The organism is Bradyrhizobium sp. MV1.5, from assembly GCF_055807615.1.
In genome coordinates this window covers 44,515-64,305 of sequence record NZ_JBVVPL010000015.1, presented here as the reverse complement: position 1 = coordinate 64,305, position 19,791 = coordinate 44,515, and the positions used below count along the sequence as shown (strand labels likewise).

Here is a 19,791-nt window from a genome sequence, read left to right as displayed (position 1 = left end):
TCCCTTTAGGCCTCGAGCACGCTCTTCTTGCCCCACAAGCCGCGCGCGCGGAACGTCACGACGGCAACGAGCAAGATGTACATCGACAACAGCGACCATTCGGACGCGTAGGCACCGGCAAGGCCGACACACAAGCCGACCAGCAGTCCGGCCGCGACCGCACCCCAAAAGCTGCCGACGCCCCCGAGCACGATCACCAGGAACGCAGGAATAACGGCATCGACCCCCATATGCGGACGAATGCCCCAGATCGGCGCGACGATGATGCCCGCGATCGCGGCCAGCATCGTGCCGAACACGAACACCAGCAGCCGCAATCGTGACAGGTTGATGCCGAGCGCGCGCACGATCTCACTGTCATGAGCGCCGGCCTTGACCGTCGCGCCGAACGAGGTCTTTTCGATCAGCAGCCAGACCAGGCCGATGATCCCGGCCGCGATACCTGCTGCGTAGAAGCGATAGGTTGACCAGATCAGATCGCCGAACAGGAAGCCGCCATTGATGGCGGACGGCACCTGCAGCACGTAATCGCGCGTGCCCCAGACCAGGCGGATCATCTCCTCGATCACCATCGCGGCGCCGAAGGTCAGGAGCAGCCCGTAGAGCGGATCCTTGCCGTAAGTGCGCCGCATGCAGAGCTCGATCAGCATGCCGACCAGACTCACGATCACGGGCGCGATGACCAACGTGGCGGCATAGCGCCAGCCGAGCGGCAGCGCGAGCCACGCATTCGCAAGTTCCATCGGCAATGGCGGGCGCGGCCCCGTGAGCTGCATGGCGACATAAGCCCCGAGCGCGAACAGCGAGCCGTGCGCGAGGTTGATCTGCTCCATCAGCCCGACAATGAGCATGAAGCCGAGTGCGATCAGTGCGAACAACAGGCCGAGCGTCAGGCCGTTGAGGAGATGCGGAAGAAGGTCGAACAAGGTTTTGGGCTCTCGCAACTGGCATGTTTCACCCGGGACGCCGACGGTCCCGGTGCGCGGCGCACGAGATCGCGCGCCGCTCGTTGTGCGATGTGACGCACCGTCTTCAGGAGTCGACGGTCGGCACCTGCTCGTAGGGCGTGAGCTTGCACTTGCCGGCCGCCGCATCGTCGGCGGCGGATTTCGGCTCCGTCCAGCTGATGATCTCGAACAGATCGGTATTGTCGGCCGGCTTGGCGTTGCGCCGCGCCAGATAGATCGTCTGCTGCATCTGGTGCGTCATCGGATCCATGTAGGCGTCGAAATGCTGCATGCGGTCGGTCGCCGAGACCTTGAGGTTCTCGAGCTCCTTGATGATCTTGACGTTGTTGGTCGACCCTGCCCGCTCGATCGCACGAAGCAGTTCGCGCGTGGACATGTAGCCGTTGTAGGAGACGTTGCCAGGCACCGGGATCGGGCCGTCCTTGTTGGCGGCCTGCCACTTCTTGACGAATTCGGCGACGCCGGGCAGCGGCAGCTTGTGATACCAGGTCGTGCCGAACACGCCGAACAGGCTGTCGGGCGCGCCCCACACGTCGGGCCAGTCCTGCTGGTTGTTGATCCAGGCCGGCTTGCCGTCGAGCTTGAGCTGCGCCACTTGCTCACGCAATGCCTTGATATCGTCGCCACCAACCGCGGTCGCCACGACATCGGGCTTGGCCTGCTGGATCTTCAGCAGATAGGCAGTAAAATCGCGCGTGTTCTGCGGCACCAGCAGATTGTCGAGGATCTTGCCACCGGCGCTCTCGACCTGTGTCCTGGTCGCGGCAGACGTCGTGTGACCCCAGACATAGTCATTGGTCAGCAGCATCCAGTTCTTGCCGATGGAGTCCACCGCGTTCTTGACCGACGCCTTGGAAAAATTGGTGCCGTTGCCGTCCCAGACGAATTTCACGCGTGAGCAGTTCTCCCCGGCTTCGCTGGGCGCGGAGGAATTGGTGTTCATGTAGATCACACCGTATTTGCTGGCGACCTGCGTGATGGCGTTGGCGACGCCCGAATGCAGCGCGCCGATCAGGATGGTGCAGTCCTCGCGCGTGATGAAGCGTTCGGCGACGCGGCTGCCGGTGGCTGGCGTCGTCTCGGTGTCCGCGGTGATGAACGTGACCTGGCGCCCGAGCACGCCACCTTTGGCGTTGATCTCGTCGATCGCCATCTTGATGCCGCGGAAATCATCCTGGCCGCTGTTGCCGTATTGACCGCTGGCATCGCAGGTCAGGCCAAGCTTGATCGGTTTCGCGCCTTGCGCCCAGGCATGATTCTGCCGCCATGGCCCAAAGAAGCTGCCGGTGCCGCCGATGACACTCGCCATCAAGCTGCCCTTCAGAACGCTTCGCCGTGAGATCTGACGCCCTCTCATCGTGTCCTCCCGTCTCAGTAGCCTTTTGCTTTTTGTGCGATTAGAATATTCATTCCATCTGTTATGTAAAGTAGAATATTTGATCCAAACGGGGAAATGCAGTTAAACAGGCGACCGATCCGGAGATCCGACTCGATGAACAAGGCGGCTGGCGCCATGAGTTATGACGAACTGCGCGGCGCGATTGCGCAGCGGCACCGGGCGCTGTCCGGCCGGCTGCAGCAGATCGCGGAGTTCGTGCTCGATCACCCGACCGATGTCGCACTCGGCACCGTGGCGGAGGTGGCGCAGCGCTCGGGGGTGCCGCCGTCGGCGATCGTTCGCTTCGCGCATGCGCTCGGGTTCGGCGGCTTCACCGAGATGCAGCAGGTGTTCCGCTCACGCCTCGTCGCCGGCGTCGCGCCAAGCTACAAGTCGCGCCTCGCCCGCATGAAGAGCCAGGAGAAGTCAGTGCTCGGCCGCCAGCCGGCCGCGGTATTGTCGCGCTTTGTCTCGGAAGCCCAATCGGCGCTGGTCACGCTGAGCCAATCCGTGCATGCGCGCGAACTCGACGCCGCAACCGCGATCCTTGCCAAGGCGCGCGACATCTATCTGCTCGGCCTCGGTGGCTCGTTCCCGGTTGCGATTCATCTGGCCTACGTGCTGCGCAAGCTGGGACGGCGTGTCGTCCTGCTCGACGGCACCGGCGGCAGCATCCACGAGCAGTCGCATGCCGCGACCACGGAGGACGCACTGGTCGCGATCAGCTTCCGGAATTACTATCCGGATACGGCGCGGCTGTTTCCTGAACTCGTCGCGCGGGGCGTCCCCACGATTTCCATCACCGACAGCCTCCTGAGCCCGATCGTCGAGGGCGCGAGCGTCGTGTTCGAGATCCAGGACATGCCTGAGCCTGCGCTACGCACGCTTGTCGCACCGATGTGCCTCGCGCAGGCGTTGGCGATTGGCCTCGATCTCGCAGCCGACTGATAGTCACAACAGGAACAAGATCATGGCATCGCATGACACCAACAAGGTTCTGGCGGGCAAAGTTGCGCTGGTGACCGGCGCGGGGCGCGGGCTCGGCCGCGCGTTTGCAGAGAAGCTTGCCGCGCTCGGCGCTGACCTCGCCATCCACGGCATGCGCGAGAACGGGCCGGCCGAATATGGCGAGGGCACCACCCTCACCGCGGTCGCCGCCGAGATCGGACGGGAATTCGGCGTTCGCAGCCAGCGCGTGCTCGGCGATCTCACCAAGGGCGAGGACATCGCACGCGTCATCGCGGAGACCGAAGCGGCACTCGGCCCGATCGACATTCTCGTGCACAATGCCGGCGGCGATATCGCGGCCGGCGGCGGCAAGCCCGATCCGAACGATGCGGTGAACATCAAGGAGGCCGATGTGCGCGCGGTGCTGGAGCGCAATCTGCTCTCCACCATCCTGACATGCCAGGCGGTCGCGCGCGGCATGATGGAGCGCCGACGCGGCCGCATCGTCACGCTTGGCTCGGTCGCCGCTTTCAAGGGGCGTACTCAGGGCTCGATCTATGCGGTGTCGAAGGCCGGCGTGACCCACTACACGCGATGCCTGGCCGACCAGCTCCGCCCCTACGATATCTCCGTCAACTGCATCGCGCCCGGAGATACCCGCACCGGCCGCTTCCTCGGAACGCGCGCAGTCGACCCCGACAGAATGGTCGAGACCGGCACGCTCGACCGGATCGCGACGGTCGACGAGGTTGCGCGCGTTGTCGAATTCTTCGCAAGCCCCATGGGCGCCTTCGTTTCCGGCCAGGTGCTGCGGATCGACGGCGGCGGGCAGTGCTGGCCGGGCTAAAACGCAGGCGCGAAGCGAAAAAGGGCCGCTGCAGGCGGCCCTTTTGCGTGATCTCGAATTGACTGAGCCTAGTCCACCCGCGCCAGCACCGCGAGCTTGCGGATGCCCTTGTTGCGGTAGGCGTCGAGGAACGCGTAATAATCCTTGAAGGACACGCAGCCGTTGGAATCGCCATTCGGCCCGAGCATGAAGGTGTGCGCGAGAAGGCCGTCGCGGCCGTAGATCGCGCTCTCACCGCCAATCGGGGTCAGGCGCAGCGCAGGCACGCCGTGAAACAGCGCCTCGCGCGGCTTCAGCGTGTAGATGTGCGGCGGCGTCACGCCGCGCATGCGGACGCGCGAGGAGCGCGGGTCGTCGAGGTTGGAGCCGAGGCCGGAATGCGCCTCGAGCTTGGTGCCGTCTGGCAAGTAAACCGCCTTGGCGGAGATGTCGTAGACCGCGGTGTCGCGCTCATAGGGCGCCGAACCGCCGAGCATGGGGTTCTGCTCCCTCGGCGCGATGGATGCGGTTACGCTGGCGTCGGCCGAGGCATAGGCGAGCAGCCCACCGGACGGCTCGCGCTTGCCCCAGAGCTTTTCCACCATCGACTGGCGCGGTCCGGTGATCGACATCACCGCAGCCTTGGCGCGATCGGCAATCGATCTTGGCTTCGCCTCAGGCGCCGGCACGATCTCGGCCGGATCCGCCGAGGCAAGCTGCACCGGCGCGTCGGCGCCGCGCTTGGACTTGGCGGCGTCAGCGATCTTGGCGGGACCTGGCTTCAGGACTTCCGCGACCCTCGCGATCACGCTCGGCTTCGGCGCGTCCTTGGCTTCGGCGACCTTGGTTGCGGGCGCGGCGCTGGCCGCATTCGATGTCACGCCTTGGGTCGCAGCCGCGGCAAAGCGATCGTTGAACATCTCGCGCGAGATCGGCGCTGCCACCTGCAACCGGTCGGACAAGAGCGCAAAGGCTTCCTTGACGGCCTCACCCGCTTCGCGGAGCGCGACCCTGGGCGCGCGCTTGATCACGGGCTCGTCGTAGCCGCTGCTGCCGACCGTCGGATAGACGCTGGCGGCGAAGATGTTGCTGTAGACGGTCCAGCCGGCGCCAAGCACGATGCAGCCGATCACGGCGGCGCCAAGCACGTTGTGGGTCGTCATTTTCCGGGAAGGCTTCCGATAAGAAGTGCTCGAGAATCCTTTGGACTTTCGTGCCGCGATGCCTTGCGCAGCGATACTCGTACTCATTCGCCTTGCGTCCAGAACGGTGTCACTCAGTCCCCCTTCGAAGCGCCGCTGGTCACGATCCGGGAACAGCATTTCGCAGAGGGTCGGAGCGTCATTAAGGCCACTTTTAGTTAAATGCGGATTAAGTTCGGGCGGATGTGGGGCAACCCGTTCGGGTCGTCCCATTTCGAGAAAAAAGCCCGCAGGACTACGGACTTAAGCGCGTCTATTAACCATGATTCTCGGCGGGATTTGGCGTTGCCGGCGACCGTCTCCGGCCGCATCTCTAAGGCCATCCAACCAAGTCGTTTTCGTGGTCTTCAATACCCGGAAGATAGCGGGCAAACGTTGCGCGAGGCTGGTGCGCACAGCACCCTCTCCTCCGCAGCCGCAGCGCGGTTGGCAGCAGCCACATCACACACCGCGCACGCGAGCCGGTGCCCTGACCGAAAGTTGATCGCACCGCATTGGAAAAGGCCGCAGCGAGAAAATAGCTACGGCAACCGGCACTTTTCAGCAGCCTCTGCGTGTGATACGGTACCGTATCAACATCGCTTTGAACTGTGCCTGACACGCAAACGGAGGCTGGCATGAGAGAGTTCGCGCGCGCAGGGCTTTTCGCTCTGGCGGGGTCGTTTCTGTTGATCGGACATGCGATTGCCCAACCTGCCGCCAATGTGGGCTGCACGGCGGCGCCGTCTGCTGCCGGTACGCAGACCTGGCGCTGCGACAACGGCGTCACGATCGTTGCCGAAAGCGGTGCCAGATTTGAACTTAAGGACGCTAACCGCGACGGACATATAGACTCCGTGGAGTTGAGCAGCAAAGCGCTGCTGGTCGAGGTGCCCAAGAAGCCCGGCGGCAATCCATTCAAGGTCCTGACGCCGCAGGCGATCGCCGCGGTGCGCGGCACGAAATGGGCGGTCGATGTCGCGGAGGCCAAGACCTCCGTCTTCGTGGCTGACGGCCGTGTCGGCGTGAGCCGCAGGAGCGGCGGGCGCAGCGTGGTATTAGGCCGTGGCGAAGGCGTCGACGTGGAAGCGACAGGCGCGTTGACGGTCAAGACATGGGGCCAGCCGCGCGTCGACGCATTGATGGCAAGACTTGGTCAATAGGGCTAGGTCACGAGACCAGGTCAATAAAACCAGGCCAATAAGTTCGGGTAACCTGGGCCCGGCGAACAGCATTTGGACGATAGAAAAAATTGCAACACGACCACATGAGTAGCCGACGCGTTCAGATCCTGGTGGCACTCGTCCTCACCGCGCTGTGGGGCGCGGGCATCTATGCCGGTCACGCCAACGGTCGTCTGCGCTTTCTCGATCGCCTCGAGGCGACGCTGACGGATTGGCGGACTCAGGTCCGCGGCGTGCGGGTTCCGCCCGATCTCGTCACCATCGTCGCGATCGACGACACCGTCGTGAAGCGCGGCGGCAGCTACCCGCTGCCGCGGGCCGATCTCGCCCGAATCGTCGACACCATCGTGCAGTTCAAGCCGAAGGTCGTCGCGATCGACCTGCTCCTGGTCGACCGCAGCGCTGCGATCGGCGACGCCACGCTGGCAAATACGCTGGCTACCGGTCCCATGGTTCTTGCCGCCGCGGCGATCTTCCCGTCCGCCAGTGAGACCGTGGAGACCAGCGGCCAAGGTCCCCTCGCCGCCCTGCCGCAGGCCGAGCGCTTCCTGCTGCCCTTGCCGGCGTTCGCCGATCATGCCGAGGTCGGCGTCGTCAACGTTGCGACCGGACAATCGGGCTCGCCGCTCTCGGTGCCGATGCTGTTCCGGACCAGCGACAAGGTCGAGCTGTCCTTCCCGTTGCGGGTCGCGGCGCGCGCGCTCGACAAGTCGCTGACGATCGCGCCGGACCATCTGATGCTCGGCGACCGCGCGGTGCCGACCGATACCGACTTCGCGCTGCCGATCACCTATTACGGCCCGCGCCGGACCATCCGCACCGTCAGCGCACAGAGCATCTTCGACGGCACGCTCAATCGCGCGGCGATCGAGAACCGGATCGTCGTGATCGGCGCCTCCGTCGCCGGCGGCGGCGATTTCTACCCGACGCCGTTCGAATCTCTGATGCCCGGCGTCGAAGTGGTCTCCACGGCGATCACCCATCTGGTTGCCGGCGACAGCATCGTGCGCGACCGCAAGGTCCACATCGCCGACGCACTCATCGCGATCCTGTTGCCGATGCTGCTGGTGGGCCTGCTCGCCTGGCGGCGCAGCGCGCTCGGCATCATGGCGGCGGCCGCGGTGATGATCGCCTGGGCCGGCTTCAATCTGTTCGCGTTCACGCACGGCGTCTGGCTGAACGCCGCGACCACGCTCGCCGCAGCAGCGCCGCCGGTTGCGGTCTTTGCCGGCGTGCAATTATGGGCGGGAGGCCGCCGCACGCAATATTTCGCAGCCAAGAGCCGGTCGCTCGCGCAATTCCAGGCGCCGGCGGTGCAAGAGTGGTTGGCGCGCGATCCGAATTTCCTGTCGAAACCCGTCCGGCAGGACGCAGCAATGGTCTTCATCGATCTCTCCGGCTTCACGGCACTGAGCGAGCGGATCGATCCGGGCGAACTCCAGGACATTCTGAAGGCGTTTCACGCGCTGGTCGAGAAGACCGCGGTCGATTGCGGTGGCATGATCAGCGGCTTTCTCGGCGACGGCGCCATGATCCTGTTCGGCCTGCCCGGCGCGATGCCCGACGACGCCGCGCGCGCGCTGAAATGCGCGATCGACCTGCACCGTGGCGTCGAACGCTGGATCGCATCGTTGCCGCCTGCGATGCGGGATCAGCTCGGCTTCAAGATCGGCGCGCATTTCGGCCCGATCGTCGCCTCGCGCCTCGGCGAAAGCCATCAGCACATCACGGCGACGGGCGACACCGTCAACGTCGCGAGCCGGTTGATGGAGGTTGCCGTTCAGAACGGCGCGCGCCTCGCGCTCAGCGATACGCTGCTGGATGCGGCCGACTTTCAGGGCGGTCCCGACGGCGTTCTGTCGGGCCCCCTGCTCACGCAGGTCCGCGGCCGCTCCGGCGTCGTGACCGTCTGGTTCTGGCGCGACCAGGACAGGCCGAACCACGCCGCGACCAAGGCCGAGATGATCAACTGAACCTTCGCCGTCGTTCCGACGAAGAGCTACCGCGCTTCCGGCGGTGGCGAGCGGTCCAGCACGTCGCCCTTGGCGCCTTCGAGCAGATCGATGCTGTAAGTCTCGATGACGAGCGGGCCGCGCTTGCGCTGCAATTGCGCGACCTGCGTCACCTTCGCAAAGAGATCGTGGACGGCGGGATGGCCGTCAGGACGCAGCTCATCGACATAGATCAGCTTGCCCGCAAGCAGCTTTGTATCCGGCTCGGGCATGTTGGCCCAGCGGATGCGCTGGTTCTGCTGCGCCACGCAGCTGCCGCGCGGCAGATAGAAGGCAAGCCAGCCTGTCGTGCCGTAGTCCGGCGCAAGCACGCAGGTCGCGCCATTGCGGACGCGCACCGCTTCGATTTCGGCAGCGAGCTCGCGCCAGCCGACGCCGACGCTGCGCACGGTCGCATCGCGGCGATAGCCGGACAGCCAGCCGGTGTTGGCCTGCACGATCAGCGCGGCAAACATCACGATGCCGGTGGGTGCGGCCCAGCGCAGGCAGAAATCCACCAGGCGACGCTGCCGCGGCTTCCACTGCACGAGATTGGCGGCGGCGGCCGCCGCGATGACGAAGGGCGGATAGACGGGCGCGAACCAGTTGGCCTCGACGCGGGCATGCAGGGAATGCCAGATGAAATAGACGACGATGGTCCAGAACATCGTCTCGATCAGCACGCGCGAGGCCAGCGCGCCGGCCCGGCGCCAGGTCAGGGCGTGCAGCCCCATCGCGCCGAGGATGAACACCAGCGGGGTTGCGAACGCGATCTGGGTCGGGATCAGCTCGGCAATGAAGACCGGACGAAAATCCTCGATCCTGGCGCGCCCGAGCTGCTTTGCGAACGACACCCATTGATGATCGGCGTTCCAGAGGATCACCGGCGCGAACAGCGCCAGCGCAACGCAACCGCCCAGATACGGCCAGGGCGAGAGAAACCAGTGCCGCAGTTTCGGCACGGCAGCGAGCCAGATCAGGATCGCCAGCCCGAAGAACATCGCGGTGTATTTCGACAGGAGCGCTGCGCCGACGGCTGCGCCGACCGCGAGCCACCAGACGCCGCGGCCGCTCTCCAGCACCTTGGCGAGAAAGAACAGCACGAAGCTGGAGGCAACCAGCAGCGGCGCATCGGGCGTGACGATCAGCGTGCCGACCGAGGCCAGCAGCGTCACGTTGAGCAGGATGGCGCTGGTCGCGGCCACCCGCGCGCCGCCGATCAGGATCGCGGCGGAGCGATAGATCGCATAGCTCATCGGCAGCGCGAGCAGGATCGAGACCAGCCGGACGCCGAGTTCGGTGTCACCCGCGATCAGGGTGCCGGCGCGGATGACGTAGGCAACCATCGGCGGGTGGTCGTAATATCCCCCGGCGAGGTTCTGCGACCACATCCAGTAATAGGCTTCGTCGAAGGTGATCGGCGTGACGGCGGCTGCGACGAGCCGCAAGCCGACCAGCGCAAGGATCACCAGCGCCGTATTGCGGACGATCCGCGCATCAGCCCCGCCCATCGTGAGCTATTTCTTGCGCCAGACGAACAGTCCGGACATCGCGTAGTTCCACACCACGCCCATCAGCGCCCCGGCCGCGCCCGCAAGCCACCAGATCGGCTCCTGGTCGTAGACCGAGAAGGCGACGCCGACATTGGCCAGCAGGCCGACGCTGCACACGATGTAGAACGCGATCAGGCCGCGCAGCAGCGCAAAGCCCTTCAGCCGCTGGTCGCGATAGGTGAGGAAGTTGTTGAGAACGAAATTGCTGGTCATCGCGACGATGGCGCCGGAGGCCTGCGCTTCCGCGAACGGTTCCTTGAACAGCTCGAGTGATATGAACAGCGTCGTGAGATGCACCACGAGGCCGATGCCGCCGACCATCGCGAACAGGAGGAAGCGTAACGAGACAGCATCGTTGGTGAACTTCGCCAGCACCAGGCCAAGAAAATCCAGCGCGACCATGGAATCGAGCTTGCTTTCGCCGTGCTGACGCTCACCGAAGGTGTAGGGAATTTCGATGGCGCGCAAGGTGCCGTTCGCGCTCGCGACGAGGTCGAGCAGGATCTTGAAGCCGTGAACGGAAAGTTTCGGCGCGAGCTGCTCGAAACGGTCGCGGCGAACCATGAAGAAGCCGCTCATGGGATCGGCGATCTCGACCCGCAGCGCTTTCCTGGCGAGTTCCGTCGCCAGCGCACTGGCGCCGGCGCGCTGCTTGTTGAAGCCTTCGCTCTTGTAGCCCTCGATGTAGCGGCTGCCGACCACGAGTTCGGCCTGCCCGCTTGCGAGCAGTGACAGCATCTTCGGCAGTTGCGTCTCGTCGTGCTGGAGATCGGCGTCGATCACGGCTGCATAGGGCGCGCTGGAGGCCAGGATGCCCTCGATGCAGGCCCCCGACAGGCCGCGGCGGCCGATGCGGCGGACACAGCGCACGCGGCTGTCGCGCTGGGCCAGCGCACGCACGACGTCCCAAGTGCCATCAGGCGAATTATCGTCGACGAACACGACCTCCCAGGCGATGCCGGCCAGCACTGCCTCCAGCCGCCGGTACAGCACCGTGACATTGTCGCGCTCGTTGAAGGTCGGGACGACGACCGACAATTCCGGCGCCGGCGAGGCCGCCTGTGGGGTATCGGAGCCCGGTCTGATCGCTTGATTCATGACGGCAGCGTATATCCGCCACGTCCTGTGCTGCCAAGAACTTGTGCTGGCAAGAACTTGTGCTGGCAAGCCGGGGTTTCTCTGGGGAGCGGCCCAAAAGGGGCCCAAAAATGCCAACGACCCCGGAACGGCGGGCTGCGCGTACATCCGGCGCAGCCTGTGCTATTCCAAGGTCGTTCCAGCGCCGGAGTTTTTCGCTCAACGTCGCCGTTAGAAGCTAAATGGGAACGGCAACGCCGCTTTACAAGGGTCGAAAGAGGCCTTTTTCACGCCCTTACTGGTTCGGGACTTCCTTGATTACCGGCCCTCGCGGCACGGGCGCGGCAGGGGCCGCCGGCGCCGCAACCCCGGCCGGCTCAGCCTTCGCAGGTTTGGGCGGCTTGCCGTACTGGCCGATCGGCCCAAAGACGACGGCGACCGCGAGCACGATCGCCGCGACGATCGCGCCCAAAATGCCCCCCACGGACTCAGACGACATGGAAACCCATCCCTGTTCCAGATGCGCCCAGTGATACCATGGATGAGCGCGCTGCCGGAAGGGCTTGCCGGACGCACCGGTTCAATGGGCTATTTCTGCGGCGGCTTGTGCTTGACGAAGGCCATCACGATGTCCTTCTGCGCCGCCTCCACCGCCCTGTTCGCGGTCGCGAGATGGGCGCCGGCATCGATAGCCGGATATTGCGTGGTGAGATAATCGAGCAGTGCCACCCGGTAATATTGCCGCTCCGACGGACAGGCTCCGGCGACGGAGCGGCCAAAATCCTGTTCCGACAGGCCCTGATTGCCGTCGCGCGAATATTCCCGCGCCAGGCAATGCCAATAATCGTCGCGGCCCTGCATGGCGAGCTTCTGCGCACCCTTGGCATCGTCATCGTCGGCCATGACTGAAGATATCATGGCAGCAGATGTCATCATGACGAGCGCCGCTCCCACTATCAGCATCCGCATCTTGTTCTCCATTTCTTCGCAGATCCCGTCGCAAGCTTAGACTGGACGTCGAAACTGGCCAATCACAACTGGTTTGATTAGGATGGAGGTCCTCCTCCCGTCATCCGAGATCCTCCCGTGGCCAAAGCAAAAACCGCGTCCAAAAAATCCGGCAACATCTTCATCGGCATCGGCGGCTGGACCTTCGAGCCCTGGCGCGGTGTGTTCTATCCGGAGAAGCTCACGCAAGCCAAGGAGCTGTCCTACGCCGCCTCGAAGCTGACCTCGATCGAGATCAACGGGACCTATTACGGCTCGCAGAAACCGGAGAGCTTTCGCAAATGGGCGAGCGAGGTGCCCGATGGTTTCGTGTTCTCACTCAAGGGACCGCGCTTCGCCACCAATCGGCGTGTGCTGGCCGAGGCCGGAGATTCCATCAAGCGGTTCTATGATTCCGGCGTGCTGGAACTCGGCGATCATCTTGGGCCGGTGCTGTGGCAGTTCGCGCCGACCAAAAAATTCGACGGCGCCGATTTCGGCAAATTCCTCGAGCTGTTGCCGCGCAAGCTCGACGGACGCGCGCTGCGCCACGTCGTCGAGGTCCGTCACGACAGTTTCTGCACGCCGGACTTCGTCGCGCTGATCCGCGAATTCGAGACGCCCGTCGTCTTCGCCGAGCACGGCAAATATCCGGCGATCGCCGACGTCGCCGGCGATTTCGTCTATGCCCGGCTGCAGAAGGGCAATGACGAGATCAAGACGTGCTATCCGCCGAAGCAGCTCGATGCCTGGGCCAAGCGCTTTCAGGACTGGGCCGAGGGAAGTGAACCCGACGACCTGCCGAAGGTCGACAAGGCCAAGCCGAAGAAGGAGCCCCGCGACGTGTTCGCCTATGTCATCCATGAGGGCAAGGTGCGTGCGCCGGCCGGCGCCATGGAACTGATCGCGCGAGTGAGTTGAGGTGTTTCGCTAAAGGTGTCTCATGGCAAAGCCGAAAAAACTCTTCACCATCGGTTATGAGCAGACGCCGCCCAAGGCGGTGCTGGACGAGCTGGAGCAATCCGGCGTCAAGCTGGTGGTCGACGTGCGCGCGGTGACGTCATCGCGCCGGCCCGGCTTTTCCAAGAAGCAGTTGTCCGCGGGCCTCGATGAACGCGGCATCGCCTATGTCCACCTCGCCGCGCTCGGCACGCCGAAGGAAGGCCGCCTCGCCGCCCGCAGCGGGCAATACGATGTGCTGGAGAAGATTTTCTCAAAGCACCTGAAAACGCCGGAAGCCAGGGAGCAGATGGACGAACTCTCGGCACTGGTGAAGAAAGCCGGCCCCGTCTGCCTGCTCTGCTACGAGCGCGATCACACCCATTGCCACCGCCGGATGATTGCGGAGATCATCGAGGATCGGGGTGGCGTGACCGTGAAGAATTTGGCGGGACGGCAGATGTAGCTGCCGCCGTAGCCGTCATCTGAGGTGCCGTAGCGAAGCGAATGCCTCGAAGGACGACGGCGTGACGCCAATGCAGCACCTCGGCCGTACATCCTTCGAGGCTCGCTAGAGCTCGCACCTCAGGATGACGGGGAGAGAGCGGCTACCTACCCCTCCCCAGCGAGCCTAAACGTCCCTTCCATCATCTGCACGCATTGCCCGCCGACATGAGCGGAGACGATCTTGCCGTCCTGCTTGCGCACGCGCGTCAGCAAGTGGCTCGGCCGGCCCATGTCAAAGCCCTGGCCGACCGTGAGCTTCAATTCGCCATCGCGCGTGGCATCGAGCTCGGCGAACAGCGCGGCCGCTGCGACCGTGGCGCTGCCGGTGGCGGGATCCTCGGTGAGGCCGCTGGCGCCGCGCATGAACATGCGCGCCTGCCGCTGGCACGGCGCCTCCGCCGCGGGCACATCGCGCGTATAGAACCACGCCGAGAACGCGCCGTCGCACGGAAATACCTTGCCGAAGGCCGCCGCGTCGGGCCGCGCCCGCTTGAGCGCATCGCGCGAGTTCACCTCAATCACCAGAAACGGCGTTCCAACGCTGACGACCTGTGGCGCGTGACGGTCGACCTTGATGTCGTCTGCACTGAGCGAGATGCAGCTCGCGGCATCGGCGGCAGACAATTGCGACAGGCGGGTCAGAGGCTGCGGCGCGGTAAGCTCGGTGCTGATCACGCGGCTCTGGTCGCGCACAATATCGACGGGCACCAGCCCCGCCTTCTCCTCGAACCGCAGGCGCGGCTTCGGCTCTTTCGCGATCGTCGCAAGCACGAAGGCGGTACCGACATTGGGATGGCCCGCGAAAGGAAGCTCCCTGACAGGCGTGAAGATGCGCACCTCGGCATCGTTCGCCTTGTCGCGCGGCGGCAGCACGAAGGTCGTCTCGGAATAGTTGAACTCGGTCGCGATCGCCTGCATTTGCGTGGTCGACAACCCGCCGGCATCGAGTACCACGGCGAGCTGGTTGCCGCCGAAGGCGCGGTCGGTGAACACGTCGACGGTGATGTAGCGGCGCTGCATCTTTCATTCCCTCATGCAAGGCGCGGCCGCAACCGGCCGCATCGCGCGCCAGTCTACAAGCCGGCGGCACCGCTCGTCATGCCCCACAATTCGGTGCAATCGGAGCAATCGCGATGACGCGTTGAAGCCGAGAGCCGGCTTCCACAATGCAAGACCCGAAAGCTAGCGGAGATAGTCCATCACGCGCCTTCACCGAAGCGCAACTCGCGCTTGAAGACCGGTTACCCCAATTGAAACACTGCCACCTTTTGCTCATAGCCGCGCACCTCGACCTCGCCGAGCGCGACGGCATCGCTGCCGTCCTCGCCCAGCGCCTCGCGCACAGCCGCCGAGATCAGGAGCTGCGAACCGAACTCCTTGTTCAGCGCCTCCAGCCGGGAAGCGAAGTTCACGGTGTCTCCGATGACGGTGTATTCCTTGCGCCGGGGCGAGCCGATATTGCCGGCGACGACCTCGCCGAAATGGATGCCGATTCCGATTCTGAGCGGCCAGCTCGTCTGCGCGTTGATGCGCTCCATCGCGGTCAGCATCTCGCGGCCCGCGGCGACCGCGCGGTGCGCGGCGTCGGAGGCCTCGAGCGGCGCACCGAACAGCGCGAGAAAGCCGTCGCCCAGAAACTTGTTCACGATGCCACCCTCGCGGTCGAGAATGTCGACCAGCACGGCGAAGGCGCCGTCGAGCCGGTCGACCACCTCCTGCGGAGTGCGCGACTGCGCGCCGGCGGTGAAGCCGCGGAAATCAACGAACATCACGGCGACGCGGCGTAGGTCGCCGGCGGCGCTTGTCCCTGCCGCCATCAGCCGCTCGACGACCTGCGGCGAAACGTGCTGGCCGAACAGGTTAGTCACCCGGTCGCGCGCGGTCGCAGCCGCAATGCTCGCGGCGAACTGGCGGCGGAGCTGCGCACCGACCGCGCCTGCAAGCACGCCGCAGATCAGGATGATGGTGCTTCGTACCGCGTGAAAATAGATCTGCGGCTCGCCGCTCCCGCTGGCAGGATCGAAGATCAGCGCCACGGCGAACAGCTCGGCCGCGGCGACAAAACCGGTGAAGGTGGAGAGCCAGAAATCCAGCCGCAGGGTCGAGAGGATGACGAAGATGAAATAGATCAGTGGCACCGCGAAGCCCAGCGCCTGATTCGCGCCCATGGTCCGGATCTGGAGGATCAGGATCACCGTGGGTACCGAGGTTTCGATCAGCGCGCCGATATAGCGCCTGACAACCGGCAGATCGCGATCTAGCTTGAGGTTCTTCCTGATCTGGGTGTGGACCCAGACCTCGAACAGGATGAAGCCGACGAGCAGGCCGTAGACCTCGGCCAGCCCTTCGGTGCCGCGCCAGACCCGGCCGACGACGGCGGGATCGACCAGGTTGATCGCAGTGAGGAACAGCATCATGACGCAGCCCGTCATGATCAGCGCCCTCACCCGCAACAGCTCGGTCCGCAGCACCTCCCGCGTCAGCTCGCGCTCGAAGTCCTCGGACATCACGGCGTGTTGCCGGGCCTTCCTGCTCGCAAAACTGACCATTCCGCCCCCTTGATTCCAGGGGCATCTTGCCTCAATCCAGCGTGCGGCGGAAGCGCGTCACGGCGATGGTCATGGCGAGCAGCATCAGGACAGCCAGGGCCAACGCATCGAAACGCAAATTTTGCATGCTCGCGCCCTTCAGCATGATGGCGCGGACGATGCGCAAATAATGCGTCAGTGGCAGGCACTCACCGACATATTGCGCCCAGGCCGGCATCCCGGCAAACGGGAACATGAAGCCGGACAGCAAGATGCTCGGCAGGAAGAACATCATCGACATCTGCATCGCCTGGAGCTGGTTCTGCACCAGCGTCGAGATCGTATACCCGATCGCCAGGTTGGTCGTGATGAACAGCGTCGAGAGCAGGGCCAACAGGAACAGATTGCCGAGCACCGGCACGCCGAACACGCCGACCCCGATGCCGATGATGAGGAACGCCTGGACGAAACCGACCAGCACGTAGGGAATGATCTTGCCGAACATCACCTCGACCGGCTTGATCGGCATCGACAGCAGGGCCTCCATCGTGCCGCGCTCGACCTCGCGCGTGACCGAGAGCGCGGTGAAGATCAGCATGGTCATGGTCAGGATGGTGCCGACGAGGCCCGGCACGATGTTGAGGCTCGACGCGGCGGCGGGGTTGTAGCGGGCGTGCGCGCGGATCTCGAACGGCATCTCAGGAGGATCTCCGATGTAGAGATCGTGCTTGAGCGCGGTCTGCACGACCATGCCGAGCGAGCCGATCGCCGCGCTCGCCGCCACTGGATCGGTGGCGTCGGCCGCGACCAGCAGCGCGGGCTTATCGCCGCGCCGCACTGCCCGCTCGAAGCCACGCGGGATCTCGACGCCGAACAGCACCTTGCCGGATTTCAGGAGATTGTCGAAATCCTCGACGTCGTGGACTTCGTAGAGAAAGCGGAAATAGGCGGTGTTCTCCAGCGCCTTCAGGATCGAGCGTGCGAGATCGGAGTCCTCCTGGAGCAGCACCGCGCTCGGCAGATTGTGCGGCGTGGTGTTGATGGCGTAGCCGAACAAGAGCAGCTGCATCACCGGCAGCATCACGATCATCGCAAACGACACCCGGTCCCGCCTGAGCTGGATGAACTCCTTGATCAGCATCGCATAGGAGCGCCTCCAGAAGCCGAAGCGCTCCCGGATCGCGTGCCGTGGTTCGGGACGATCGACGGCGGTCATTGGAAATTGTCCTTGGAACGGCCCATCAACTCGATGAACACATCTTCCAGTGACGGCGACGATTTGTGCCAGTGCAGCCCGCTTTTCTCGCACCATGGTGCGATGCTGGCTTCGAGCGCGGCGACGTCGCGGCCGGAGACGTGCAGCGACGTGCCGAACGGCGCCACCATGTCGATTCCCGGCTTGCCGGTGAGCGCAGCCGCGAGCTCGTTCAGGTCCTCGCCCGTCACGGTGTAGGTCGTCAGCGCGGATTTCGCGATCACCTCCTCCACGGTGCCGTGCACGAGCAGATGGCCATAGGCGATATAAGCGATCTCGTGACAGCGCTCGGCCTCGTCCATGTAGTGGGTCGAGACCAGCACGGTGAGACCGTCGGCCGCGAGTGCATGAATTTCGTTCCAGAAATCGCGCCGCGCCTTCGGGTCGACGCCGGCGGTCGGCTCGTCGAGCAGCAGCAGTTTCGGACTCGGCAATGTGCAGGCACCCAGCGCCAACCGCTGCTTCCAGCCGCCGGAGAGCTCGCCCGCGAGCTGTTCCTCGCGCCCCGAGAGCCCGATCCGCTTGATCATGTCGCGCGCGGCGCCGCGTGCATCGCGAAGGCCGTACAGCCGCGCGACGAATTCGAGGTTTTCGCGGACTGAGAGATCCTGATAGAGGCTGAACCGCTGGGTCATGTAGCCGACCTGGCGCTTGATCTTTTCGGCATCGCGCCTGATGTCGTAGCCGAGGCAGGTGCCCTCGCCGCTGTCGGGCGTGAGCAGGCCGCAGAGGATGCGGATGGTCGTCGTCTTGCCGGAGCCGTTTGGGCCGAGGAAGCCGTAGATCGAGCCGCGCTTCACCTGCATCGACAGATCGTGCACGACCTCGCGGCCGCCGAACGATTTGGTCAGGCCCTTGACGTCGATCGCAATGCCATTGGCGCCGCTCATCGCTTGTCCGCCACCGGAGTCTTTGGATTGAAATGGACGTCGATGGGTTGTCCGACACGCAGCGCATCGGGGCGCGAAGGCCGCGCTTGGATCAGATAGACGAGTTTGTTGCGCTCCTCGAGGCTATAGATGACAGGCGGCGTGTATTCGGCCGAAGTCGCGATGAAATAGATCTTTGCGGTGAGATCGGCGGCGCAATTGTCGCACGCGATCCGCACGGTATCGCCGATCGCAAGCTTCGGCAGCTCGGTCTCCGGCACGAAGAAGCGCAGCTTCATGTTGCCGGGCGGCATGATCGAGAGCACCGGCCGCTGCGCCGCCACCATCTCGCCCTCGCGAAAATAGATCTGCTGGATGGTGCCGGCGACTGGCGCAAACCCTTTGCGCCGCGCCATCCGCGTCTCCGAGGTCGCCACCCGCGCCTCGGCGACGCGCAAGGCGGAGACGGCCGAGTCGAGATTGGCCTGCGTGCCCGAGCCGGTCTTGCTCAGCGAGGCCGCGCGGTCATAGGTCTGCTGCGCATTCGCCAGCGTCGCCTTGTTCTGGTTGAGATCGGCAAGCTGGAGATCGTCATCGACGGAATAGAGGTGATCGCCGACCTTGACTTCGTCGCCCTCGCGGATGTTCAGCTTCGTCACGCGGCCGGCCTCGTCCGGGCTGACGAAGATCATGTCGGCCTCGACCCAGCCCTGGAAGCCGGGCTCACGCTTGTCCTTGCAGGCCGCCAGTGCAATCGCGAGCAGGATAGCCAATGCAAGTCTGAAAATTGCCTGCGACGACCTCATGTCGTGCTCCGTTCGCCAAAAATCAAATCGAGATGAACGCGCAGCATGTCCTGCGCGTCGAGCGGCGCGTGCCGCGCAAACAGGCTCTGCCAGATCACCGCGATCATCGCGGGTGCGACCAGGATCTGCGGATAATGCGCCAGGTTCTTCTGGCGTATCTCGCCGCGGGCAATGCCGAGCTCGATCAGCGCGCGCATGGCGGCGATGCCGCGCGAGACAACCTCGCGGTAGTAGAAATCGGCCACGGAGGGAAACCGTGGCCCCTCGGCCACGATCAGGCGCACGAGATCGCCGCGCCTGGTGCCGATGACCTCCTTCAGGAAGTTGCTGGCAAACGCCTCGACGAGATCGCGCACCGAGCCCGCCGGTGGCGGCAATGCCGTCAACCGGGTCACGACAGGCACGATCACCGTCCGCACCAGCTCCTCGAACATCGATTCCTTGTCCTTGAAGTGCAGGTAGATGGTGCCCTTGGCGACACCCGCGCGCTTCGCGATGTCGTCGAGCCGCGTGGCGGCAAAGCCGCGCGCGATGAATTCCTCCATCGCGGCCTCCACGATCGCCGCACGTCGTTCCGCCGCACGCGTGGCGCGGCTCGACGCGGGCATGGCGTCGTTGCCAGCGCGTGAATTGGCCTTCGCGTCGGCGCGAGCTGCGGGTGGCGTGGCGGCTTTGGTGGGCTTTCTGGTCATGCGCAATATTTGACTGACTAGTCAGTCATAGTCAAGACAGCACGGCGGACCCAATCTGACAAACAAATTAGCCTTGACTAATTCATTAGCATATACTAATCT

19 protein-coding genes are annotated in these 19,791 nt (G+C 64.5%); 6 read left to right on the top strand and 13 right to left on the bottom strand.

From position 1 onward, the window contains the following. Nucleotides 1–5: 5 nt before the first annotated feature. Together AC0L2J_RS16535 and AC0L2J_RS16530 are read right to left on the bottom strand one after the other, a co-directional pair. A complete protein-coding gene (locus AC0L2J_RS16535; RefSeq protein ID WP_063995820.1) occupies nucleotides 6–926 on the bottom strand; it encodes a branched-chain amino acid ABC transporter permease in 921 nt (306 codons plus the stop codon). A gap of 106 nt (nucleotides 927–1,032) precedes the next feature. After that, nucleotides 1,033–2,277 carry an ABC transporter substrate-binding protein gene (locus tag AC0L2J_RS16530; protein WP_063995819.1) on the bottom strand — a complete coding sequence of 415 codons (1,245 nt, stop codon included), beginning with the start codon at nucleotides 2,275–2,277 and terminating at the stop codon, nucleotides 1,033–1,035. A 183-nt stretch (nucleotides 2,278–2,460) separates the two neighbouring features. On the opposite strand from AC0L2J_RS16530, the gene AC0L2J_RS16525 reads away from it, so the two are divergent. After that, on the top strand, nucleotides 2,461–3,294 hold the full coding sequence (locus AC0L2J_RS16525) for a MurR/RpiR family transcriptional regulator (protein ID WP_473248644.1): 834 nt from the start codon (nucleotides 2,461–2,463) through the stop codon (nucleotides 3,292–3,294). Nucleotides 3,295–3,316: 22 nt separating this feature from the next. After that, nucleotides 3,317–4,141: an SDR family NAD(P)-dependent oxidoreductase gene (locus tag AC0L2J_RS16520; RefSeq protein ID WP_473392040.1), complete on the top strand. Its 825-nt coding sequence runs from the start codon at nucleotides 3,317–3,319 to the stop codon at nucleotides 4,139–4,141. 68 nt (nucleotides 4,142–4,209) lie between these two features. Here the strand turns inward: AC0L2J_RS16520 and AC0L2J_RS16515 are convergent, their stop codons facing one another. Beyond that, nucleotides 4,210–5,283 (bottom strand): DUF2778 domain-containing protein, encoded by a 1,074-nt coding sequence (locus AC0L2J_RS16515; RefSeq protein ID WP_473392037.1) that lies wholly within the window; start codon nucleotides 5,281–5,283, stop codon nucleotides 4,210–4,212. A 656-nt stretch (nucleotides 5,284–5,939) separates the two neighbouring features. Between AC0L2J_RS16515 and AC0L2J_RS16510 the strand changes: the two genes are divergently transcribed. Both AC0L2J_RS16510 and AC0L2J_RS16505 read left to right on the top strand, forming a co-directional pair. Next, nucleotides 5,940–6,464, top strand: a complete 525-nt coding sequence (locus AC0L2J_RS16510; protein WP_473392034.1) for a FecR domain-containing protein — start codon at nucleotides 5,940–5,942, stop codon at nucleotides 6,462–6,464. Between the two features lie 104 nt (nucleotides 6,465–6,568). Next, nucleotides 6,569–8,458 carry a CHASE2 domain-containing protein gene (locus tag AC0L2J_RS16505; RefSeq protein WP_473392031.1) on the top strand — a complete coding sequence of 630 codons (1,890 nt, stop codon included), beginning with the start codon at nucleotides 6,569–6,571 and terminating at the stop codon, nucleotides 8,456–8,458. 26 nt (nucleotides 8,459–8,484) lie between these two features. Here AC0L2J_RS16505 and AC0L2J_RS16500 read toward each other — a convergent pair whose 3' ends face one another. The 4 genes from AC0L2J_RS16500 to AC0L2J_RS16485 form a co-directional block, all read right to left on the bottom strand. Beyond that, nucleotides 8,485–9,987 carry a glycosyltransferase family 39 protein gene (locus AC0L2J_RS16500; RefSeq protein ID WP_473392028.1) on the bottom strand — a complete coding sequence of 501 codons (1,503 nt, stop codon included), beginning with the start codon at nucleotides 9,985–9,987 and terminating at the stop codon, nucleotides 8,485–8,487. 6 nt (nucleotides 9,988–9,993) lie between these two features. After that, on the bottom strand, nucleotides 9,994–11,127 hold the full coding sequence (locus tag AC0L2J_RS16495; RefSeq protein ID WP_007602465.1) for a glycosyltransferase family 2 protein: 1,134 nt from the start codon (nucleotides 11,125–11,127) through the stop codon (nucleotides 9,994–9,996). A 274-nt stretch (nucleotides 11,128–11,401) separates the two neighbouring features. Continuing rightward, on the bottom strand, nucleotides 11,402–11,605 hold the full coding sequence (locus AC0L2J_RS16490; RefSeq protein ID WP_007611954.1) for a hypothetical protein: 204 nt from the start codon (nucleotides 11,603–11,605) through the stop codon (nucleotides 11,402–11,404). 89 nt (nucleotides 11,606–11,694) lie between these two features. Continuing rightward, on the bottom strand, nucleotides 11,695–12,075 hold the full coding sequence (locus AC0L2J_RS16485; protein ID WP_473392022.1) for a hypothetical protein: 381 nt from the start codon (nucleotides 12,073–12,075) through the stop codon (nucleotides 11,695–11,697). Nucleotides 12,076–12,192: 117 nt separating this feature from the next. Between AC0L2J_RS16485 and AC0L2J_RS16480 the strand changes: the two genes are divergently transcribed. Together AC0L2J_RS16480 and AC0L2J_RS16475 are read left to right on the top strand one after the other, a co-directional pair. Next, nucleotides 12,193–13,014: a DUF72 domain-containing protein gene (locus AC0L2J_RS16480; protein ID WP_007611963.1), complete on the top strand. Its 822-nt coding sequence runs from the start codon at nucleotides 12,193–12,195 to the stop codon at nucleotides 13,012–13,014. A gap of 22 nt (nucleotides 13,015–13,036) precedes the next feature. After that, entirely contained in the window at nucleotides 13,037–13,498 is a 462-nt protein-coding gene (locus AC0L2J_RS16475; protein ID WP_473392017.1) for a DUF488 domain-containing protein, read from the top strand. A gap of 146 nt (nucleotides 13,499–13,644) precedes the next feature. On the opposite strand, the gene AC0L2J_RS16470 is transcribed toward AC0L2J_RS16475, so the two are convergent. From AC0L2J_RS16470 to AC0L2J_RS16445, 6 genes are all read right to left on the bottom strand, one after another. Next, on the bottom strand, nucleotides 13,645–14,559 hold the full coding sequence (locus AC0L2J_RS16470) for a PhzF family phenazine biosynthesis protein (RefSeq protein ID WP_473392014.1): 915 nt from the start codon (nucleotides 14,557–14,559) through the stop codon (nucleotides 13,645–13,647). Nucleotides 14,560–14,780: 221 nt separating this feature from the next. Continuing rightward, entirely contained in the window at nucleotides 14,781–16,088 is a 1,308-nt protein-coding gene (locus tag AC0L2J_RS16465; RefSeq protein WP_007611971.1) for an adenylate/guanylate cyclase domain-containing protein, read from the bottom strand. Between the two features lie 31 nt (nucleotides 16,089–16,119). Beyond that, complete coding sequence (locus tag AC0L2J_RS16460; protein WP_473392010.1) at nucleotides 16,120–17,283, bottom strand: ABC transporter permease; 1,164 nt, start codon at nucleotides 17,281–17,283, stop codon at nucleotides 16,120–16,122. Continuing rightward, a complete protein-coding gene (locus AC0L2J_RS16455) occupies nucleotides 17,280–18,212 on the bottom strand; it encodes an ABC transporter ATP-binding protein (RefSeq protein ID WP_007611975.1) in 933 nt (310 codons plus the stop codon). Before AC0L2J_RS16455 ends, AC0L2J_RS16460 begins: the two co-directional genes overlap by 4 nt. Continuing rightward, nucleotides 18,209–18,997 (bottom strand): HlyD family secretion protein, encoded by a 789-nt coding sequence (locus AC0L2J_RS16450; protein WP_063995809.1) that lies wholly within the window; start codon nucleotides 18,995–18,997, stop codon nucleotides 18,209–18,211. The genes AC0L2J_RS16455 and AC0L2J_RS16450 overlap by 4 nt, the downstream gene beginning before the upstream one ends. Beyond that, a complete protein-coding gene (locus AC0L2J_RS16445) occupies nucleotides 18,994–19,689 on the bottom strand; it encodes a TetR/AcrR family transcriptional regulator (protein WP_156527101.1) in 696 nt (231 codons plus the stop codon). Before AC0L2J_RS16445 ends, AC0L2J_RS16450 begins: the two co-directional genes overlap by 4 nt. Nucleotides 19,690–19,791 lie beyond the last annotated feature (102 nt).

What these genes read in the sequence shown, in the direction of transcription:
- AC0L2J_RS16465 (WP_007611971.1), bottom strand. Translation starts at nt 16,088, where the DNA reads ATGGTCAGTTTTGCGAGCAGGAAGGCCCGGCAACACGCCGTGATGTCC.
- AC0L2J_RS16475 (WP_473392017.1), top strand. Translation starts at nt 13,037, where the DNA reads ATGGCAAAGCCGAAAAAACTCTTCACCATCGGTTATGAGCAGACGCCG.
- AC0L2J_RS16495 (WP_007602465.1), bottom strand. Translation starts at nt 11,127, where the DNA reads ATGAATCAAGCGATCAGACCGGGCTCCGATACCCCACAGGCGGCCTCG.
- AC0L2J_RS16520 (WP_473392040.1), top strand. Translation starts at nt 3,317, where the DNA reads ATGGCATCGCATGACACCAACAAGGTTCTGGCGGGCAAAGTTGCGCTG.
- AC0L2J_RS16525 (WP_473248644.1), top strand. Translation starts at nt 2,461, where the DNA reads ATGAACAAGGCGGCTGGCGCCATGAGTTATGACGAACTGCGCGGCGCG.
- AC0L2J_RS16530 (WP_063995819.1), bottom strand. Translation starts at nt 2,277, where the DNA reads ATGGCGAGTGTCATCGGCGGCACCGGCAGCTTCTTTGGGCCATGGCGG.
- AC0L2J_RS16455 (WP_007611975.1), bottom strand. Translation starts at nt 18,212, where the DNA reads ATGAGCGGCGCCAATGGCATTGCGATCGACGTCAAGGGCCTGACCAAA.
- AC0L2J_RS16445 (WP_156527101.1), bottom strand. Translation starts at nt 19,689, where the DNA reads ATGACCAGAAAGCCCACCAAAGCCGCCACGCCACCCGCAGCTCGCGCC.
- AC0L2J_RS16470 (WP_473392014.1), bottom strand. Translation starts at nt 14,559, where the DNA reads ATGCAGCGCCGCTACATCACCGTCGACGTGTTCACCGACCGCGCCTTC.
- AC0L2J_RS16485 (WP_473392022.1), bottom strand. Translation starts at nt 12,075, where the DNA reads ATGCGGATGCTGATAGTGGGAGCGGCGCTCGTCATGATGACATCTGCT.
- AC0L2J_RS16490 (WP_007611954.1), bottom strand. Translation starts at nt 11,605, where the DNA reads ATGTCGTCTGAGTCCGTGGGGGGCATTTTGGGCGCGATCGTCGCGGCG.
- AC0L2J_RS16510 (WP_473392034.1), top strand. Translation starts at nt 5,940, where the DNA reads ATGAGAGAGTTCGCGCGCGCAGGGCTTTTCGCTCTGGCGGGGTCGTTT.
- AC0L2J_RS16450 (WP_063995809.1), bottom strand. Translation starts at nt 18,997, where the DNA reads ATGAGGTCGTCGCAGGCAATTTTCAGACTTGCATTGGCTATCCTGCTC.
- AC0L2J_RS16505 (WP_473392031.1), top strand. Translation starts at nt 6,569, where the DNA reads ATGAGTAGCCGACGCGTTCAGATCCTGGTGGCACTCGTCCTCACCGCG.
- AC0L2J_RS16460 (WP_473392010.1), bottom strand. Translation starts at nt 17,283, where the DNA reads ATGACCGCCGTCGATCGTCCCGAACCACGGCACGCGATCCGGGAGCGC.
- AC0L2J_RS16500 (WP_473392028.1), bottom strand. Translation starts at nt 9,987, where the DNA reads ATGGGCGGGGCTGATGCGCGGATCGTCCGCAATACGGCGCTGGTGATC.
- AC0L2J_RS16515 (WP_473392037.1), bottom strand. Translation starts at nt 5,283, where the DNA reads ATGACGACCCACAACGTGCTTGGCGCCGCCGTGATCGGCTGCATCGTG.